Origin of the sequence: Thiospirochaeta perfilievii (assembly GCF_008329945.1) — a bacterium.
GTDB lineage: Bacteria > Spirochaetota > Spirochaetia > DSM-2461 > DSM-2461 > Thiospirochaeta > Thiospirochaeta perfilievii.
The window spans coordinates 1,288,728-1,308,500 of record NZ_CP035807.1 but is presented as its reverse complement, the minus strand read 5'-3'; the positions used below and the strand labels follow the sequence as shown (position 1 = coordinate 1,308,500).

16 protein-coding genes are annotated in these 19,773 nt (G+C 33.4%); 7 read left to right on the top strand and 9 right to left on the bottom strand.

Annotated elements, in window-relative coordinates:
* Nucleotides 1–14: 14 nt before the first annotated feature.
* The 9 genes from EW093_RS05965 to EW093_RS05925 form a co-directional block, all read right to left on the bottom strand.
* Nucleotides 15–1,814: a methyl-accepting chemotaxis protein gene (locus EW093_RS05965; protein WP_149567511.1), complete on the bottom strand. Its 1,800-nt coding sequence runs from the start codon at nucleotides 1,812–1,814 to the stop codon at nucleotides 15–17.
* Nucleotides 1,815–1,945: 131 nt separating this feature from the next.
* Nucleotides 1,946–3,511, bottom strand: coding sequence for a glucose-6-phosphate isomerase (locus tag EW093_RS05960; RefSeq protein ID WP_149567510.1), 1,566 nt, complete (start codon nucleotides 3,509–3,511; stop codon nucleotides 1,946–1,948).
* 78 nt (nucleotides 3,512–3,589) lie between these two features.
* On the bottom strand, nucleotides 3,590–5,170 hold the full coding sequence (locus tag EW093_RS05955) for a coiled-coil domain-containing protein (RefSeq protein ID WP_149567509.1): 1,581 nt from the start codon (nucleotides 5,168–5,170) through the stop codon (nucleotides 3,590–3,592).
* A 9-nt stretch (nucleotides 5,171–5,179) separates the two neighbouring features.
* The gene (locus EW093_RS05950; protein WP_149567508.1) at nucleotides 5,180–7,210 is read right to left on the bottom strand and encodes an adenylate/guanylate cyclase domain-containing protein; all 2,031 of its coding nucleotides are present in this window, start codon (nucleotides 7,208–7,210) and stop codon (nucleotides 5,180–5,182) included.
* Between the two features lie 128 nt (nucleotides 7,211–7,338).
* The gene (locus tag EW093_RS05945; RefSeq protein ID WP_149567507.1) at nucleotides 7,339–8,607 is read right to left on the bottom strand and encodes an argininosuccinate synthase; all 1,269 of its coding nucleotides are present in this window, start codon (nucleotides 8,605–8,607) and stop codon (nucleotides 7,339–7,341) included.
* Between the two features lie 9 nt (nucleotides 8,608–8,616).
* Complete coding sequence (locus EW093_RS05940; RefSeq protein WP_149567506.1) at nucleotides 8,617–9,792, bottom strand: aspartate aminotransferase family protein; 1,176 nt, start codon at nucleotides 9,790–9,792, stop codon at nucleotides 8,617–8,619.
* Nucleotides 9,789–10,574 (bottom strand): acetylglutamate kinase, encoded by a 786-nt coding sequence (argB, locus tag EW093_RS05935; RefSeq protein ID WP_149567505.1) that lies wholly within the window; start codon nucleotides 10,572–10,574, stop codon nucleotides 9,789–9,791. The genes EW093_RS05940 and argB overlap by 4 nt, the downstream gene beginning before the upstream one ends.
* On the bottom strand, nucleotides 10,574–11,611 hold the full coding sequence (gene argC, locus EW093_RS05930; RefSeq protein WP_149567504.1) for an N-acetyl-gamma-glutamyl-phosphate reductase: 1,038 nt from the start codon (nucleotides 11,609–11,611) through the stop codon (nucleotides 10,574–10,576). The genes argB and argC overlap by 1 nt, the downstream gene beginning before the upstream one ends.
* A gap of 1 nt (nucleotide 11,612) precedes the next feature.
* A complete protein-coding gene (locus tag EW093_RS05925) occupies nucleotides 11,613–12,083 on the bottom strand; it encodes an arginine repressor (protein WP_149567503.1) in 471 nt (156 codons plus the stop codon).
* A gap of 44 nt (nucleotides 12,084–12,127) precedes the next feature.
* Between EW093_RS05925 and EW093_RS05920 the strand changes: the two genes are divergently transcribed.
* The 7 genes from EW093_RS05920 to secF all read left to right on the top strand — a co-directional run bounded on the left by EW093_RS05920 (nucleotide 12,128) and on the right by secF (nucleotide 19,732).
* A complete protein-coding gene (locus EW093_RS05920) occupies nucleotides 12,128–13,555 on the top strand; it encodes a flagellar assembly protein A (RefSeq protein WP_187759854.1) in 1,428 nt (475 codons plus the stop codon).
* A gap of 185 nt (nucleotides 13,556–13,740) precedes the next feature.
* A complete protein-coding gene (locus EW093_RS05915; RefSeq protein ID WP_149567501.1) occupies nucleotides 13,741–14,475 on the top strand; it encodes a biotin--[acetyl-CoA-carboxylase] ligase in 735 nt (244 codons plus the stop codon).
* A 97-nt stretch (nucleotides 14,476–14,572) separates the two neighbouring features.
* Nucleotides 14,573–16,216: a chaperonin GroEL gene (gene groL, locus EW093_RS05910; RefSeq protein ID WP_149567500.1), complete on the top strand. Its 1,644-nt coding sequence runs from the start codon at nucleotides 14,573–14,575 to the stop codon at nucleotides 16,214–16,216.
* A 108-nt stretch (nucleotides 16,217–16,324) separates the two neighbouring features.
* Nucleotides 16,325–16,618 carry a hypothetical protein gene (locus EW093_RS05905; protein ID WP_149567499.1) on the top strand — a complete coding sequence of 98 codons (294 nt, stop codon included), beginning with the start codon at nucleotides 16,325–16,327 and terminating at the stop codon, nucleotides 16,616–16,618.
* Nucleotides 16,619–16,652: 34 nt separating this feature from the next.
* Nucleotides 16,653–17,024 (top strand): preprotein translocase subunit YajC, encoded by a 372-nt coding sequence (yajC, locus tag EW093_RS05900; RefSeq protein WP_149567498.1) that lies wholly within the window; start codon nucleotides 16,653–16,655, stop codon nucleotides 17,022–17,024.
* 24 nt (nucleotides 17,025–17,048) lie between these two features.
* Complete coding sequence (secD, locus tag EW093_RS05895) at nucleotides 17,049–18,794, top strand: protein translocase subunit SecD (protein ID WP_149567497.1); 1,746 nt, start codon at nucleotides 17,049–17,051, stop codon at nucleotides 18,792–18,794.
* Nucleotides 18,794–19,732, top strand: a complete 939-nt coding sequence (gene secF, locus EW093_RS05890; protein ID WP_187759853.1) for a protein translocase subunit SecF — start codon at nucleotides 18,794–18,796, stop codon at nucleotides 19,730–19,732. Before secD ends, secF begins: the two co-directional genes overlap by 1 nt.
* Nucleotides 19,733–19,773 lie beyond the last annotated feature (41 nt).

Here is a 19,773-nt window from a genome sequence, read left to right as displayed (position 1 = left end):
AACAGCCCCTTTTTTTATATTGATAGTTGAAACTTTCCTAGATGACCTTCTGCTGTTTCCATAGATCTATTTAAATTACCAGATAGAGTATTTACCTCTTCAATTCCATTTGCAATATCCTTTATACCGACATTTATCTCTTTTATTGAGTCGTTTATTGATAGTGATATTTGTGAAATGTTTCCAACAACTAAAACCATCTCGGAATTAACATTTTTTAACTCCCTTGACTCAAAATCCAATTTTTGGCTTCCGTTATTAAGGTTCTCCATGGTTTCAAGAATCTGCTTTCCTCCTAGATCAAGTTCACTGGAGTTTTGTGATATTTCTGTAAAAGCGTCTATTAGAATATTAAACTCATTCTGTATCTCTTTGTAAATTGTATTGGTAAAGTTACTCGCCTCCGAGGCTCTTTTTATATTGTTTATTGTCTGGGATAGAACACCACTTATAGACTCTGATTGTATTCTAGAGGTTTCAGCTAGCTTTCTTATCTCATCAGCTACAACTGCAAAACCCTTTCCCGCATCCCCTGCATGGGCGGCTTCTATAGCTGCGTTCATAGCAAGAAGATTAGTTTGTGATGCAATATTAGAAATTATTTTTACCATACCTAGGATACTATCAATATCCTTATTTATATCCTCCACTGATGAAACAGACCTTTGTACTACTTTGTCTCCTTCTACTATCTTTTCTACTAACTTTTCAGCCCCTTGCTTCCTACCCTTAGCTATATTCGACAAATTACTTATTGAGCCTATCATCTGAGTTACCGCAGCTGTTGTCTGCTCAACATTTGCTACTTGATCCATAACCTGATTATCAAAATGAGCGACACTTTTATCTAATCTTTTTACAGAAATATCCGCATCTTGAACCTCATTATCAAGGGATGTAACTTGGCTTACAATTGAGTTTGTATTAGCGGAAACCTCTGTTGTTGCCGCACTATTTTCTGAAATTGAGTTTACCGTACCCTCTTTTATTGTATTAACCTCGTTTATTGATTGGCGAAGAGCTATAAGAATTGACTCGGTTTTGCCAATAAAGCTATTAAGGTTACTACCTAAGCTAGCCATCTCATCGTCTCCGTTAACTGGTATACGTTTAGTTAAGTCACCCTCACCAAGGGATAGCTCTTTAACTTCTTCATTAAGTCTTTTTAAAGGTTTTAAAACCGATTTCCTAATTGTTAATAAAATGAATAATCCCAGAATTGCTCCAGTTGCAGCAATAATGTGGTAGGTTATAAATAGATTTTTTCCATAACTTCTAACAGATATATAGTTTTCTTCTCCCTGTTCTTTTATGTAGGTTAAGAGTTTTTCTACATTAGTATTAAGCTTATTAAAAGTAATATTGTACTCTTCTATATCTTGGGGAGATAGTGTCTCATTATTCATGTTTGTGATGATTTTATTTATTTGGTTATTATATTTTGTAATGTCAATTTTTAAACTATCTATCTCTTTGTTGAAAATGCTGAATTTTTCATAAAGTTTTATAAAACTATTTATCTCTATCTTACCATCTTTTAAATGCTCTTCAATTAAGTTTTTAGAGTTCAGACTCTCTTTAGAGTCTGATAATTGTAACAAGTTTTTTGCAAGAAGTGAATTAAGTTCATGGTCTGCACTATTTATTCTGTTTTTTCCCTCTAATAATAGGCTTGTACCTACAAACTGATCTGAATAAATATGTTCCGTCTTAGATAATATGTCCATAGAAATGAAAGTTGAAAAATAAGATACTCCCATTAATAAAACACTTAATATAATAACATAGGTAAAAAGTTTTACTCTAATTGTCATATAGACTCCTAAAAATTATGATACATAAAAATATCATAGCTTCTATGTGTCGACCATAATCTTTAAGTTGTTGTGGATAAACGAAATGTTGATGTTAGTCATAAGTGTGGGAGGTTTACCCTCCCACCTTTTTAGATCATTAAATCTGCATAACTTTTTAGAACGTCGTCCATTTGGTTATTTAGAACTTTATTAGCTAGTAATTTTCCTAACTGTACTCCCTCTTGATCAAAGGAGTTTATATTCCATGTAAAACCTTGGAACATTACTTTATTTTCAAAGTGTGCTAATATTGCACCCATTGTCTCAGGTGTTAATTGGTCTGCATGGAGTAGGGATGTAGGTCTCTCTCCATCAAAGTTTTTATTTTTATTCTCATCATCTTTACCAACACCCATTGCAGTCATTTGAGCTACAAGGTTTGCATTAAGTTTTTTACCACTTGTTGACCCTTGGTACTCCATATCTGCATCGATTTGTGGTTTTCTAAAACCAATAAACTGTACAGGAATTATTGATGTCGCCTGGTGTATGTATTGGAAGAAGGAGTGTTGAGAGTTTGTTCCAGGCTCTCCAAAAATTGAAACACCTGTAGAGTAAGAAACTCTATCTCCAAATCTATTTACACTTTTACCATTACTCTCCATATCAAGCTGTTGTAAGTGGGCAGGGAATCGGGACATAGATTCTGAATATGGGATTACCGCTGTATTTTTCATATTTAATACATTATTCTCGTAAACACCAATTAAAGCGTCTAATAGTGCAGCATTTTCAAAAATATTACTATTTAATGCTTGCTTATCAGCCTCTCTTGCTCCACTTAAAAATCTTTCAAAGATTTCAGGACCTAGTGCTAGAGATAAAATACAACCTCCAACAGCACTACTACTTGAGAATCTTCCACCAATATTATTATCAATAAAAAATGATGAAAGATAGTTAGTATCTGCAGCTAGTGGGCTTGTTGCAGATGTTACACTAACAAAGTGTTTTAGTGGAACTAAGCCCGAAATATTAGCCTTCTCCATCTTATTTAAAACAAACTTCTGGTTTGTAAGAGTTTCCTGAGTTGTTCCACTTTTTGAAACTAAAACAAATAGTGTAGTTTCAAAGTTTAAAGAACTTAGAACATTGTTTGCATCATCTGGATCAACGTTTGCAATAAAGTGGGCATTTAAAACTGGTTTGTTATAGTTTTTTAGTGCAAGGTAGATTGCTCTTGGACCTAAGTCTGAACCACCTATCCCAACTTGAACCACAGTATCAAATGGTTTTCCTGTGGATCCTAGGATCTCCTTGTTATGAACTTTTTTTGCAAAGTCATATATTTTTTTCTTTTCACCATCGTAGAACTTTGTCATATCTTGACCTTCAGAGACAACATCATCGAGTTTCATTCCCCGTGTATGGTGGTGAAGAACCATTCGTTTTTCACCTGTATTAATTACATCTCCATTAAGAAGTAATTTATATTTTTCAATTAATTGCTGTTCATCAGCTAGTCCCTGTAGAAGTGTTAAGATTGTATTATTAACTTTTTTTCCTGCAAAATTATAGACTAAACCAGCACCTGCTGAAGCACTGTATTTCTTAATTCTATCTGAACTAAGTTCCTCTTTAATTTGGCATACTGGTGTCTCTAATAATTTTTTAAAATTATCCGATTTATCCAGATTTACATAATTTACTGACATATTATAATTTCTCCTATAATAAGAAGTTTATTACTCTGAAAAATAAATGTCTATATGCTAGTATTATAAAGTGATACACTACCTAATATTAAAGAGTTTAATATTGGTTATTTTATACTCTTTACTGCTAATTTCTCTATTTATAAAGCCAAATCTTCCACTTAGATTACTTCCTAAATTAAGGTCAGTTAATAGATTTATATCATTTAAACTTATACTTAATTTCCCTAAGGCGATTTTTATATAATACTCCCCATTTAAACTATCATCGCTATTAAATGTTTCTGAGTAGATAGTTTTAGAGCTGCTATCTAATCCATTAGTTTTAACTTCAACTCTATATTGTCTGTTTTCCTCATGGAAAATATGTATTATATAACCATTAGAAAAATCCTTAAACCTACCACTACCATATAGAATAAACATAACTTCACCTTTAGGGTCAAACTCTCCTGTAAAAGATATAGTTTGATTATCTGATATACTCTCTCTACTCCATGCAATAGAGTCAACTTTTTTCCCAAAGTACTCTAATGAGCTAATTGATGACTGCCATAGAGCAGGGATATATACCCATTTTGTTTTAAGAGGAGTATCTGCTACAGGTAAGTCTACTTCAATTTTGGTTTCACTCCCTTTTAACTCTTGTCGTAATCTCTCTTCAAGATTTTTAAGACTTAACTCTTTATCCTTAGATGCTAAATCTAATTCATTTAATCTAAGTGCTTCTTGTTCAGCTAAAAGCTTATCTATAGACTCTTTTAGCCTAATCTCTTCCTGTGCTTTTAAATTTTTTAATTGAAGATTTAAGTCACTAAGCATCTCTCTCTCTTGTCTACTTAACTCTCTATTTAATCTATCATTACTTAGTCTATCTTTTGTTTTAATAAAGCTATCAATTGAATTTTTAAGTCTATTTATAGACTTTTCAGTGTCTAATAATCCCTTATCATCTAATACAGTATTGTAGGTTGTATCATTTAATAGTTTTGCAATCACTTTAAGGCCATCATCATACTCTTGAGACCTACTTAATATATCATTTGTAAAATTACGGCTTAAAATTGTCCTATTCTCCTGGATGTTACCAACCATATCTGTAATATAATCAAGGCCTTTTTTATTTCTAAATCCAATTTTTATACTGTTTAAATCCTGCTCTGAGAAGCTATTAGATATTAGGGTCTCTTTTATGGTCTCTACATACTCCTCAAACTCTGTAGTTACATTTTCAAGTTCCGCACCCATTCTGCTATTTGACTGCATAAGTTCTGTTAGTTGTATCTGGTCATTTTGAGCTTTTTTCTCAGCAGCTCTCTTTTCATTTTCACTATTTCTTACAAGTTCCTGAACATTTTGTGACTCTAGCTCTAATGCCTTTAGTTTTGCCTCAATTGCCTTTAGCTCTTCTGAGTCTGTTATCGTTAGCTTTTGGTTCCTAAGTCTCTGGGCTTCAAGTAAAATCTCTTGGTTTCTTTTTAGTAGAACTCTTTCGTGGGCAGAGATTAGTTTAAATATAACATTTTCTACCTTAACTTCCTGGGTTTTAGGAGTTTTATCTATAAAATATCCATTATTAAGGTAACGATATAATAAAGCGTTAGAGGCAACAAAAACTGTAAGAATAATAAAAATTGGGATATTTGTATTAATTTTCATTTTCACCTCCTACTTCTCAATCTCAATATAACCATATTTTATCCAGTCTTCAGATGGCTCCTGAATCTCGTGATTATCTTTTTTAAACCATTTATCTTTATTAGCTTTATACTCTTCTAACTCATTAATTGTAATAATTCTAGATATATACTTCTCCATAGTTGGAAGTTCTTCTATTAGATACGCCTGTTTTATCTGTTTTAATGTACTCTTCCACTTATTAATTGCTAATCTGTGGGCTTCGGATTTTGCTTTTTTATCCTTAGCTTCATAGTAGGTCTTCCAAAGGCTTATTCCATTTGTAAAACTATCCATAATGTTCTGAATATTATTTAAACTGTTATTAGATAGATAGGAAGAAGAGCCAATGAATCTAGACTGTTTCCCATTATTTCCAAGGATCGTATATAACTCTTTAGGTTCTTTTTTACCTTTAGGTCGTACTTTATCAACCTTATAGAATGAGAGATGGGGGTTTAATGATTTTAGTTGTTTTTTTGTTTTATTTACAACAGTCTCTGTCATTAGTAGGTTTGTTTTATACTGTTTGTTTATAGCTTCTAATCGTGCTGCAGTATTTACAGTATCCCCAATAACACCTAGTTCATAGTTATTTTCAGTACCTGTTTTACCATATACAATTTTTCCAAAGTCTAATCCTACCCTAAAATTAAACTCTATCTCCAGCTCTTTTTGCAGCTGTCCAACTCTCTCAAGAATTAATATAGCACTTTTTAAAGCATAGAAAGAGGAGTTATTGGTACCCCTTTTTTCCTGGAATATTATTAAACAGGCATCACCAATATATTTATTGATCTTACCATAATTACCCTCAACTACATTTTCTACTTCTACCCATATAGAGTTAACAATGGTAAAAACCTTCTCTTGATACTTCTCTGTTAGAGTTGTAAAGCCTTTAATATCTAGGAAAAGAACAGTCATCTCCTCCTCATGAGGATCTAAAATAGAGTTTGAGTCCATTAGCACAGCTGTTAATAACTCTTTATCCGATATTCCTGAGACAATCTCTCCAAGGGTGTTTAATCTTTGGTGTAGGTTTGCGTAAGAGTCAAAAAGTGTAGATGTTTCGGAAAAATCAGTGTGTATCTCTTTTACCTTCTTTCTTACTAACCCTTGGGTTCTAATATTTTCCCCTTCCTGACTAATTATTTTACTTATAGAACCAATCTCCTTTGTTATTTTACTAGTTGTAATTAGTTTAATGATAACAACTAGTAAAAAAACAAAAAGAAGAATTCCTAAAAATGTATTTCTAACCTTATTAATTAGATAGAAAAAATCACTACTTAGATCTGCTACTATGAATATGGGGTATGTAACTTCCTTCTCTGATTTAGTTAATATTCCGTGTTTTGCATACTCGATAATTACTACATACTCTTGGTTATTAAATTCAATTTGAAAACTAATATTGTTATCAGCTTTGTAAGCTCTACCCTCTAATATTTGAAAATACCGATTCCTATCATTAATATTAGGGATTCTAGATAGTTCATAAACATTTTTTGAATTAATAGTAAATAACCCTTTAAGATAGTTTTTATCCTCTTCGTTTTGAGATCTATTTATTATAGAGTTATACTCCTCTTGGGGGAGAGTTAAAGGAATGTGGGAGGCATATGTTTTAATTTTATCCCGTAGTGCATTATCTATTTTGACTAAAAAGTTTGGATCACTCTTCTTTCCAGATTTTATCTCCATACCCTCAATGTCTGTAAGAATTACAAATATACTATCATCATATTTTACTTTATTAATACCTGAAGCTACACTGTAGTTTAATATATCATCAATATAATCAAAATAGACAAGGGTCTCTTTATTTTCCAGGTAGGAGAATGAATTAAAATACTCAGCTTCAATAGAGTCTAACTTCTCATAGAAATCACTATTACTAGAATTTGATATAATATTTTTAATAACAACTTCAAACATGAGATACGTTGAAATAAAAACAACTATGAATGTTACAATATCCCAAAAAATTAGAGATGTCTTTATATTTACTCTTCTCATATATATATTATCGTAGATTGAACCTATAAAGTTATATAAAAAATAATCTTTTTACTTTTAGTTTTAAAATAAGTAAAGGCCAGTAAGTAGCATCTATGTTATTTACTGGCCCTATGTTCACTTTATTTCTACTCTTTATGATAAGTTGCTGCAATATTTATCATTTCGGCTGCAGGACCACTATTTCCCTCTTTCTCCTTATGAACCATCGCAGTAACACCTGTAGATAATCCAAAGAGATTGATAAAACCTGTCGCGTCATTGTGGTCATAACTTGACTCTCCAAATGATGCTAGATCCTCAAGATATAGAGAGTATTCTGACTTTCTTCCTGTAATTAAAACATTACCTTTATAGAGTACAACCCTTATAGAACCTGTAACAAATTCTGAGGTTTTAGCCATAAAAGCTTCAAGACTCTCCCTTGCTGTTGTATACCACTTTCCTGCATAAACCAGGTTAGAGTAATCTATGGAAAGTTTATTTTTAAGATCTAAGGTATCCCTATCTAGTGTTACCATCTCTAGATCTCTTATAGCCTCATGTAAAATTGTTCCAGCTGGAGTTTCGTAAACACCTCTACTCTTCATTCCAACTAATCTTGTCTCCACAATATCTTTTCTACCGATTCCGTTATCATGTCCTAACTTGTTTAAAGTTTGTAGTATTGAAAAGGCTGACATTTTTTCCCCATTTAGACCTACAGGAATACCTTTCTCAAAATCTATAATAATTTCTGTCTCTTTATCCGGTGCATCTTTAGGGGATTTTGTTAATAAAAACATATCCTCTTTTGGTCTATTCCATAAATCCTCTAAGTCTCCACCCTCATGACTCATGTGCCAAATATTCCAGTCCCTAGAGTAAATTTTCTCCTTTGTTACTGTTAACTCGATTCCCCTCTCATTGGCGAAATCGATTGCATCTTCCCTAGATTGAATATCCCAAACTCTCCAAGGAGCTATTACTTCTAGCTCAGGAGCTAAAGCCTTATATGTTAATTCGAATCTTACCTGGTCATTACCCTTTCCTGTACACCCATGACATAGAGCATCACAGCCTTCAGCTAATGCCATTTCTACCTGATGCTTTGATTGTAAAGGTCTAGCTATAGAGGTCCCTAGTAGGTATTTACCCTCATAAATTGCTCCAGCTCTAACCATTGGGAATATATACTCTGCTGCTAATTCCTCTTTGATATCTTTTATATATAGTTTTGATGCACCAGCTTTTAATGCCTTAGCTTCCATATTAGCCCAATCTTCATCCTGTCCAACATTTGTACATATTCCAATAATCTCTGCACCTTCATACTGCTCTTTTAACCATGGAATGATAATTGATGTATCTAAACCACCTGAATAAGCTAATGCAATCTTTTTAATCTTTTTTCCCATTTTATACTCCTAAAGTGCCTTTTTTAATATATCAAGGCCAGTTTTAATCTCTTCTTTTGTTATATTTAAAGGAGGGGCAAATCTTAAAGAGTCGCTTCCCGTCCTTAATATTAATAATCCACTCTCCCTACATTTATTTATAACTGTAGGAATCAAGTTGGGGTTTGCTAGTTGAAGCCCAAGAAGAAGTCCTTCTCCTTTTACCTTTAACGCACTACTACAACTAATAATAATATCCTCTAAACCTGATTTAAAGTAGCTACTTAACTCTTTTATGTTGTCAAGAAACTCCTTGTCATTAATAATACTCATCACTTTTAGGGCTACTGCTGTAGTTACAGGCCCTCCACCAAATGTAGTTCCATGCTCTCCAATTTTAATTAGATCATTGACTTTTTTAGGAATTAGAGTCGCACTAAGGGGTAATCCTCCTGCTAAAGGTTTGGATAGAGTAATAATATCTGGTTTAAGCCCAAAGGTTTCATATCCATATAACTCTCCAGTTCGTCCAAAACCTGTTTGAACTTCATCGGAGATGATTAATATATCCTTTGCTAAACATATCTCATGGAGAGCTTCACAGAACTCTTTAGTTAGGGAGTCTAGTCCCCCCTCTCCCTGAAGAGGTTCTACAATAACAGCAGCAAAACTACTATCCAATATCTTTTTAAGGTCATCAACACTGTTATACTCTGCAGTTTCAAACCCAGGAACTAGTGGATAAAATGGTGCCTTATATTTCTCCTTAGGCGTTGCTGACATAGTTCCAAAGGTTCTTCCATGGAAAGCATTACTAAAGGAGAGAATCTTATAGTTTCCTTCTCCCTTTACCCTTTGGCTATAGGCTCTAGCATATTTAAATGCAGCTTCATTTGCCTCTGTTCCACTGTTTCCAAAATGAACAGCGGCAAAGTTCCCAGTCTTACACAGTTTAGTCGCCAATTCTAAAGCTGGCTCAGTAGCGTATAGATTGGAGGTATGGATCAATTTTTTCATCTGTTTATATGCAATATCTGCTAAATCTTCTCTACCGTAACCAAGGGCATTTACAGATATCCCTGAGCCAAAATCCAGGTACTTATTGCCTTTTTTATCAAAGATGTAACAACCTTCCCCTCTATCTAGAACTAAAAAATCACTACCATAATTGTTTGGGTATGGTGGTTTATTTACAAATGGACTCATAAACACTCCTTTTCTAAGGTAATTTTTGAACCTTTACTGTTTTCTATAAGTTTTAATAAGTCACCACTTTTAAGATAGTTGCTTATTACAACGCTTTTTACTCCCTTATTAAGGGCTTTTACAGATGCATCGACCTTTGGAATCATCCCTCCGGAAATTACACCTTCTTCTATCTCCTTAGAAATAGAGGTTGGGGTCATTTCATGTAAAATTTCCCCGTCCTTTAGAATCCCAGGGATGTCAGAGATAAATATTAGTTTATCAACCTTTAAATCCTCTGAGATTGCAAGGGCAGCTTCATCCGCATTAATATTTAACGGTTCTCCGCTCTCTTCCATTGATACAGAGGAGACTATTGGTGTGTAACTGTTTTCTAATAATATTTTTATTAGGTTAGTGTCGGTTTTTGTAACTTTTCCAGTTCTGTTATTTTTACTTGAATCCTTTGTTACCCCGGTAAATAACTTTCCATCGTTACCAGATAACCCAACAGCCTTAACTCCTTGGGACTCAAAGTTTCTAACTAATCTTTTATTTACTGTTCCAGCAAGGACTCCATCAACTAGTAACATCTCCAATTTAGAGGTCATTCTTACCCCGTTAACAAACTCTGTTTTATATCCATAAATTTTTGAAGCAGCTGTTACTTCAGCTCCCCCTCCATGAACCAGTATAAAATTGTAGTTACTCTTTAGTGTTTTAATCTCTTGTATAAGACTTGTTAGCTCTAAACCTTCAACTGCTACCTTTCCACCGGTTTTTATTAATAGAGTCTCTTTCATTAAAGTTCTCCGTTTAAAGAGAGGCCTAAGGACTCTTTAAACCCAAACCTAATATTCATGTTTTGAACTGCTTGTCCCGATGCACCCTTTACCAGGTTATCAATTGTTGAGCACAAAATTATTGAATTATCCTCTAATTGCCAACTAATATCACACCTGTTAGAGTTTATTGTACTCCCAGACTCAGGTAGGGAGTTTTTTAATATATTTACAAATTCCGAATTTCCGTAATATTTAGTATAAATCTCTAATATTTTAGAATCTGTTACTTCTTTTTGTAGTTTCGCAACTGTCGTTACTACCATTCCCCTGCTTAGGGGTATAAGGTGTGGGTTAAATATTACCTTGGTATTGTAATTATCAATAAAATCTAACTCTTTTTTTATCTCTATCTGGTGTCTATGTTTAGTTCCAATGTTATAGGCATTGGCGTTTTCATTCCTTTTTACAAATAGAGAGTTAGGTTTTGCACTTCGTCCTGCTCCGGAAATTCCAGATAGCGCATTTATTACAATATCATTTGTTATAATACCCTCTTTTACTAAGGGAAGTAGGGGTAGAAGTGATGCTGTTGGATAGCAACCTGGATTAGCGATTAATTGGGCATTTTTTATTTTATCCTTATACCACTCACTAAGTCCATAAACAGCCTCTTTTTGTAATTTAGGGTTTGGGTGTTTCTCCCCATAGGCCTTTTCAAAAAGTTCTGCATCTTCTATTCTAAAATCTGCTGATAGATCTATTATAACTGAATCTCCAAAAAAATCTGAGCATATTTCCGCAGATTTTAGGTGGGGTAAGGCTGCAAAAACAACATCAGGTTTTGCTAGTTTTGCATCATCTACAGATTTTAAGAGACCGTCTTTAACCTTTGTTAATAAACTTTTTGAAAAAATCCCCGGGTCATACTCTGTAATAGATAGACCCACTGATGAAGATGATACCGGAATTATCTCGTCTATTTCTGGATGGTCTAGTAGAAATCTTAGTAGAACTAAACCCGTATAACCTGTTGAACCTAAAATTGCTGCTTTCATCTTATAACTCCAGACCTTCTATTTTACTATTTAAACTACTAATGAAATCCTCTTTTGGATATTCATCACTTAAAATAACCATTATTGTGTCATCCCCAGCTATGGAACCAATAACTTCATCAAAAAGTAGATTGTCAATTGCAGCAGCCGTACTGTTGGCATGACCCGGGAGGGTTTTTATTACACAGATATTGTTTGAGAATGCTATTGATAAAAAACCTCTAAGAAAATCGTTTATATATTGTTGTTCCGACTCTTTTAGGTTTAGAATAGATGGAAGAGTGTATATATACCCCTTTGCACCATCTGAGACCTTTCCTACTTTTAACATTTTTAGGTCTCTTGATAGAGTTGCCTGGGTAACATTAACATTATTATCCTTTAATATACCTAGTAACTGCTCTTGGCTTGTTATTGAGTTTGTTTCAATTATGCCTTGAATTATTTTTAACCTATCGTGTCTAGATGTCAATTTATTATCCTTTATTTACTGTTTTGTATATTTATACATTCATTATGAATAAATTTTCACCTAATTTCAATGGTAAACTTTCAAAAAAAGTTTTTATTTTATTAAAGTTTGCCGATAATTTTCTTATGAGTAACTGTGAGTTAAAAATAACACTATCCGAAGACGACTTTAAGGCCTATGCTGATTTTATCCCAGCTGTAGGAGAGGGAGCTGAGTTAAGTATTTTGTATGTAAAAAGTGCTCTTGCTGAGGCTGAAATTACTGAAGGCTTGGATTGGGACTTGATTAATTCTACTATTGACTACTGTAACAGCAGTAAAAAGGTCCGTACTGGAGTTAAAATTGCCACAGGTACTAAACCTGTTTCCGAAGTTCCAGCCCATTGGAACTTAGAAGAGAAGTTTTTTAAAAATGCTATGGGTCTAGATCTTGGAAGTGGACAAATAGATTACCATGAAGTTTCAAAATTTATTATGGTTAAAAAAGGTGAATTAATTGCTCGTAGAGATAACGGTCGTCCGGGTGTTAATGGCCTTAGTGTTAAAAAAAAGATAATTCCATTTAAAAAAAAGAAAATAATACAGTTTTCAAATGGTAGAAATACAGCAGAATTAAAGGGGAATTTATACGCTGCAATTAGTGGTCGTTATGAAGTTTCCGAGGATAGGGATATCCATATAAATGATGTTTTACATATAGAGCATAATGTAGACTATAGCACTGGAAATATATCCTTTAATAAGGATGTTATTATTGAGGGCGAAATAAAAGATGGGTTTAAGGTTGCTGCTGGTGGATCTTTGTATTGCAAAAGTAATGTTGATGCCACAGATATTCTTTGTAGAAAGAATCTAGTTGTTGATAAGGGTATTATTGGCCGTAAAGAAGCGATGGTAAGAGTTGGTGGGAAGATAACTGCTCGGTTTATTGAGAACTGCCATGTTGAGTCAAAAAGTGGAATTGAAGTTGAAAAAAATATAATGAACTCAAAAGTATTTACCCTAGGAAGATTGGATTTAGGAGAGAATGGTTCTCTAGTTAGTAGTTCTGTTCACTCTGAACTTGGGGTCATTGCTAAAAATATAGGTAAGGATGGAAGTCCTAACTCTGAAATTGAAATTGGCTTTTCCTATATAGATAAAAGAGCTATAGACTCTATCTCACAAAGAGTTGAGGTTTTAAAAGAGAAGTTAGGGAAGTTAAATAAACTTCCTGAGTATAGAAAGACAGATAAAAAATTAGATCTAATTAAGCAGATTGAGAGCGTTATATCCAGGGGTTCTGCAGAACTTGAAGAGAAAAAGAAGAGTCTCTATAAGTACCCTGATGCTACAGTTAGTGTTAGTGGAACAATTTTTGCTGGTAATATAATAACTATTTGTGGAGTAAAATACAGCCTAACAGAGGATAAAAAGAAGGTAAAGTTTTATCTGAACAAGGAGAGTTTGAGGGTTGAGAGCGTTCCTATATAGTGGAGCTGCTAGAAAACATCTATAGAGTAATTCCAATTTAACTCTTCAAGAGAATCCTCCGGAAACTCTTCAAGAGAATCCTCCGGAAACTCTTCAAGAGAATCCTCCGGAAACTCTTCAAGAGAATCCTCCGGAAACTCTTCTATCAGCTTGAAAAAAAAGTCCTACTGTTGTTTAATAACTATATGAATTTAAAGAAGATTGAAAATCCATTTGGAGGACTTACATATTATAAAGAGTCTACAAGATCCACTATGGCAGACGCCTCAGAAACAATTGATGAAAAAAATATTGATGGGTCCCTATTTATTACTGATAATCAGACTAATGGAATAGGGAGAGTTTCTGGCCGAAAATGGGAATCATCACCCTATCAAAACCTAACTTTTACACTTGTATTAGATAGAGATACCATTGGTAAAGGCTTTGGTTGCACACCTTTAAAAGCTGGCTTAGCCCTGTCTAAGGTTATTAAAGAACTTACCGGAGCTGATGCTAAGGTTAAATGGCCAAACGATGTACTTGTTAATGGGAAAAAAATATCTGGTATTTTATGCCACTCTTCAAAGGGGTATATATTAGTTGGAGTTGGAATAAATGTTAATCAGTTAGTTTTTGATAAAGATATAGAGGATAATACTACGTCTCTCTCAAAAATAAGTAATAATGGGTATAACCTGGAGATGGTACTAACAAAATTTCTTAATACATTCTATGAAACTCTTAGATCCTCAACTTGGCTTAGTGAGCTTAACAGCTCTTTATATAGACAGGGGGAAGAAGTTCGATTTTCTGTGGGTAATCCTGATAATAATAACATAGTAGAAGGTGTCTTACAGGGCTTAGATGATCAGGGAAAGGTTATTATAATTAGTGAATCAGGGGATTCAAGCAGCTATCTAAGCGGAGAGTTTATTTAGTCAAATACAATTGATATTAAAAAAAACTTGATTATTGAATAATCAATTAGTATTTTATATTAAAATAAATATTCATAATAATAGGAGAATATATAAAATGGCAAAACAGTTGCAATTTGATGAACAGGCAAGAAAGAGCCTATTAATAGGTGTTGAAAAACTATCAGATGCAGTAAAGGTAACTTTAGGGCCAAAGGGTCGAAACGTTTTAATTGATAAAAAGTTTGGTGCACCTTTAGTTACAAAAGATGGAGTTACTGTTGCAAAAGAGATTGAACTTGATGATCCATTTGAAAATATGGGTGCTCAGTTAGTTAAAGAGGTTTCTACAAAAACTAACGATGTTGCAGGGGATGGAACAACTACAGCAACTGTTCTCGCTTACGGAATTGTAAAAGAGGGGCTTAAAAGTGTCGCTGCTGGTATCAATCCTATGGGTCTAAAAAGAGGTATTGATAAGGCTGTTGTTTTAGCAGTTAATGAGATAGCTAATCTAGCAAAAGATATTAAAGAGAAGGAAGAGATTGCTCAAGTTGCAACTATTTCTGCAAATAATGACAGGGAGATTGGTGATGAAATTGCTGCAGCTCTAGAGAAAGTTGGAAAAGATGGTGTAATTACTGTTGAAGAGTCAAAAACATTTGAAACTACAACTGACTTTGTTGAAGGAATGCAGTTTGATAGAGGTTATCTATCACCTTACTTTGCTACTGATAGGGATACAATGACTACAGTAATGGAACACCCTTACATCCTGGTTTTTGATAAAAAGATATCTAATATGAAGGATCTATTACCACTACTTGAAAAAGTTGCTGGAGCCGGAAAATCCCTACTAATTATAGCTGAAGATGTAGAGGGTGAAGCGTTAGCAGCCCTTGTTGTTAACTCTTTAAGAGGTGCGTTAAATGTTTGTGCAGTTAAAGCTCCTGGGTTTGGTGATAGAAGAAAGGCTATGTTGGAAGACATCGCAATATTAACCGCAGGTGAAGTTATATCTGAAGAGATAGGTCTAAAATTAGAGGGAACAGAGTTAGAGCAACTAGGTACAGCTGCTAAAGTTACAATCTCTAAGGATGAGACTGTAATTGTTTCTGGTGCTGGTGATGAAACTGCTATAAATGAGAGAATCGGTCAGATCAAGAACCAAATAGATGATACTTCTTCTGATTATGATAGAGAAAAACTACAAGAGAGACTTGCAAAATTAGCTGGTGGAGTTGCAGTAATAAATGTTGGAGCTGCTACAGAAGTTGAACTTAAAGAGAAAAAGGATAGGGTCGAAGATGCTTTATCTGCTACAAGAGCTGCTATTGAAGAGGGTATTATACCTGGTGGTGGTACAACTTTAGCTCAAATAAGTGTTTTATTAGAAAAAGCTGACCTTAGTGATTTTACAGAAGAAGAAAAGGTTGGTTTTAAAATAGCTAGACGAGCAATTGAAGAACCTGTAAGGCAGATTGCTGCAAATGCAGGACTAGATGGTGCTGTTGTTGCAGAAAAAGTTAAAAATGAGAAAAGAGGCGTTGGTTTTAATGCTGATAAAATGGTCTATGTAGATATGGTTTCTGCAGGAATTCTAGATCCTGCAAAAGTAACTAGAACAGCTCTACAAAATGCAGCTTCTATTGCAGGATTATTGTTAACAACTGAGTGTGCAATAACAGATATCCCTGAGGAAAACTCAGCTGCTCAACCTCAAGGTATGGGTGGAATGGGAGGTATGGGTGGCATGATGTAGGCTTAGAAGTCTATAACACCCATTATAGTACAGCAAAAAAGATGAAGATTTTTCTATACTTTTTACTTTTTTGCTGTTAAACTCTCTTTACATTGTAGAGGTTAAAGAATGAAACAAGATGATTTTATGTTTACAGTTGGTTACAATGGCGATGAATCTATTGTAAACAAACAAACAGAAATGGCAGGAAAAGGTCTTTCTGTTAAGGAGCTAGTTGATAAGGGTTTATTTAAACCTGCGTTATGTGCTTCTCTTATGAATGATGATAAAGATGGTATTAAGTATTTAATGGATACCTACAACAAGATAAGTGGATCTAACTATCATTCTGAGATGCAGATTATGAGACTTTTTGGTGTATACTCTGTCCCAGATAAAATTACTAAGGTTAAACGTCTTTAAATCTAATATAAAATAATATCAAAAGGAAAAAACGATGAACATTTTTATGAAATTACCATTATTATTAGCTGCACCTGAGGGAGCAACTTCAGCACAGGGTGGAGGTCTTATGGCGTTTGCACCACTATTAATAATGATTTTGATTTTCTACTTTTTAATTATGAGACCCCAAAGTAAAAAACAAAAAGAGACTAAGGCTATGTTAGCTGCAGTAAAAAAAGGGGATAAGATTACAACAATTGGTGGAATCAGAGGAACAGTTGACAATGTTAAAGATGATATTGTAACTGTTCGAGTTGATGGAACTACTAAAATTGACTTTTTAAAATCTGCTATTAGTACAGTATCAAATCCTAGTACTGAAGCAGAAAATAAAGATAAAAAAGAAGTAAAAGAAGAAAAATAATATATAAATTACCTGGAGAAGTAGATGAATAAAAGATTCAAATTACTCCTAATTCTTGCTTTAGTTGTATTAGGTTTATTAACACTTAAACCTACATACACATGGTACAGATCTCTTTCTGAAGAAGATAGAGCATTTGCAAATGAGTCTAAAGAAGGGATTAGAGAGAAATCACAAGTTAAAGCAACTGAGGGTGCTAATGCAGTTATAGAGTTAGTAAAAGCTAACCCTAATGGTGATGTCCCTGCTGAATATTCCTTTTTAGTAGAAGCTGCTAAAGAAAAGTATAAAGAGGCGGGCGTTAAGGAGCCGGAATCATGGACATTAAGTGTTGTTTTAAACGCATTTAAAGATAGTGCAGATTCTGTTAACAGTTTAGTTAACCTACGTTCAGCTTTTGAAACTTACTATAGTGGTATTGTTTTTGATAATAAAGATCTTAAGAATAAGATTCTAAAAGCTGGTCTTGATTTAGCTGGTGGTATGAGTGTTGTTATTCAAGTTGATAAATCTTCTATTAAAATTGAGAAAGAAGATGGTACGTTTAAAACTGAAAACGAATTAACTGACTTAGAAATATCTGATGCTGTAAATAGATCTTTAGAGATTTTAAATAACCGTATTGATGAGTTTGGTTTAACAGAACCAAATATCAGAAAACAGGGTGAAGATCAAATATTAATTGAAATCCCAGGTGACTATGATCCTGCAGCTGTTGATACTTTCCTAAAAGGTAAGGGTCGATTAAACTTTCACATTGTTAATAATGAAAAAACAGCAGAGTTAAAAGCATTTTGGAATAAAAATGGTCATATTAATGCACCAGAGATAATTGGTGATGATTATATAGCTCTTGGTAGATATGCTGAGGATCGTTATGGTATTGATCAATTTCAGGACTATGTTGTTTTAGAAAAAGAGCCAGGACTATCTGGAACTCATATTAAATCTGCTGGTGTGTATAGAGATAGTATGACAGGTGGTACTAAGGTAAACTTTGAGTTAGATTCTGAGGGTGGAGATATTTTCTTCGACTTTACAACTGCTCACATTAAAGAACCTATGGCTGTAGTTATGGATGATAAAGTAAAATCTGTGGCAACTATAAATGACTCAATTAGAAGCCAAGTTGTTGTAACTGGTTTTAACACTGAGGAAGCGAATAACTTAGCTTTAATATTAAGAACAGCTGCTCTACCTGTAGAGTTAGAAGTTATTAATATGCAGCAAGTTGGAGCTCAATTAGGTCAAGATACAATTACTAAAGGTCTTTACTCTATATTATATGGTTTTTTAGCAGTAATGATATTTATGTTTATATACTATAAGGGTGCAGGTTTAATCGCTAACATTGCTCTTCTATTAAACTTATTCTTTGTTATTGCAGTTCTAGCTACATTTAACATGACTTTAACAATGACAAGTATTGCTGGTCTTATATTAAATGTTGGTATGGCTGTGGATGCAAATGTTATTATCTTCGAAAGAATTAAAGAAGAGATAGCTAAGGGTAAATCTAGAGCTCAATCTATTAAAACTGGATTTGGAAGAGCGTTTTGGACTATTATGGATGCAAATATTACTACTTTAATAGCTGCTCTATTCCTATCACAAGTTGGTAAGGGTCCTATAAAAGGGTTTGCTGTTACATTAGCTATAGGTATTGTAAGTTCACTATTTACAGCTCTGTTTGTTTCTAGATTCTTATTTGATGTTGGAACCCATGGTCTTGGTAAAAAGAAAATAAGTATTGGATGGGGGACAAAATAATGACTAGAAATTTTAATTTCACAAAATATAAATATTTTGGTATTATCTCAACCGTTTTAATAATTCTAGGTTTTATATTTACTTTCACTGTAAAAGGTGGATTTAATCTAGGTATCGATTTTAAAGCAGGTATAAACCAACAAATTGCAATTTCAAGTTCAGAAGTTATTGAAAGAGTTTCAGTTTTAGACACATTAAGTGGTATTAAAGGTGTTCAGGTACAAAGAGTAGGCTCTGATATTGAAAATAGATTTGTAGTTAAAGTTCAAGATAGTGGGGAGGATAATTTCCAATCTGCAGTAGCTTCTAGTATTAAAACTGCTTTAGATTCTAACTTTGGTTCTTCAAAAGTTACTATTTTAAGTACTGAGTTTGTTGGTGGTTCTTTCTCTTCTAATCTTACTCAAGAAGTTCTGTTTTTAACTTTCTTTGCTTTATTATTAATTTTAGCATACGTATGGATAAGATTCCATTTAAACTATGCATTCTCTGCTATTGTAGCTATTTTCCATGATGTTCTATTTCTGCTTGCATTTATTGGTGTAACTGGGTTAGAGGTTAGTACTGGAACAATTGCTGCTGTTTTAACTATAATTGGTTACTCACTAAATGATACAATTGTTATCTTTGACAGAGTAAGAGAGAATGTTAAAGAGTCTTCTGGTTCATTTGAAGAAAAAGTTAATACAAGTTTAAATGAGTCGTTAAGTAGAACTATTATCACATCATTAACAACGTTAATTGCTGTTACATCAATCTTTATTTTAGCTGATGGTCAAATAAAAGATTTTGCATTAAGTTTAATTGTAGGAATTGTAATTGGTACTTACTCTTCAATCTTTGTTGCAAGTAGTGTTGTTGTTACATGGGGTAATAAAATTGCTTCAAATAGACATGCAAAGTTTGAGACTTCTTCAAAACTGTCTGTTGATAAATAGATTTATTTTAGTATAATTAAGTCGGCTATTATAGCCGACTT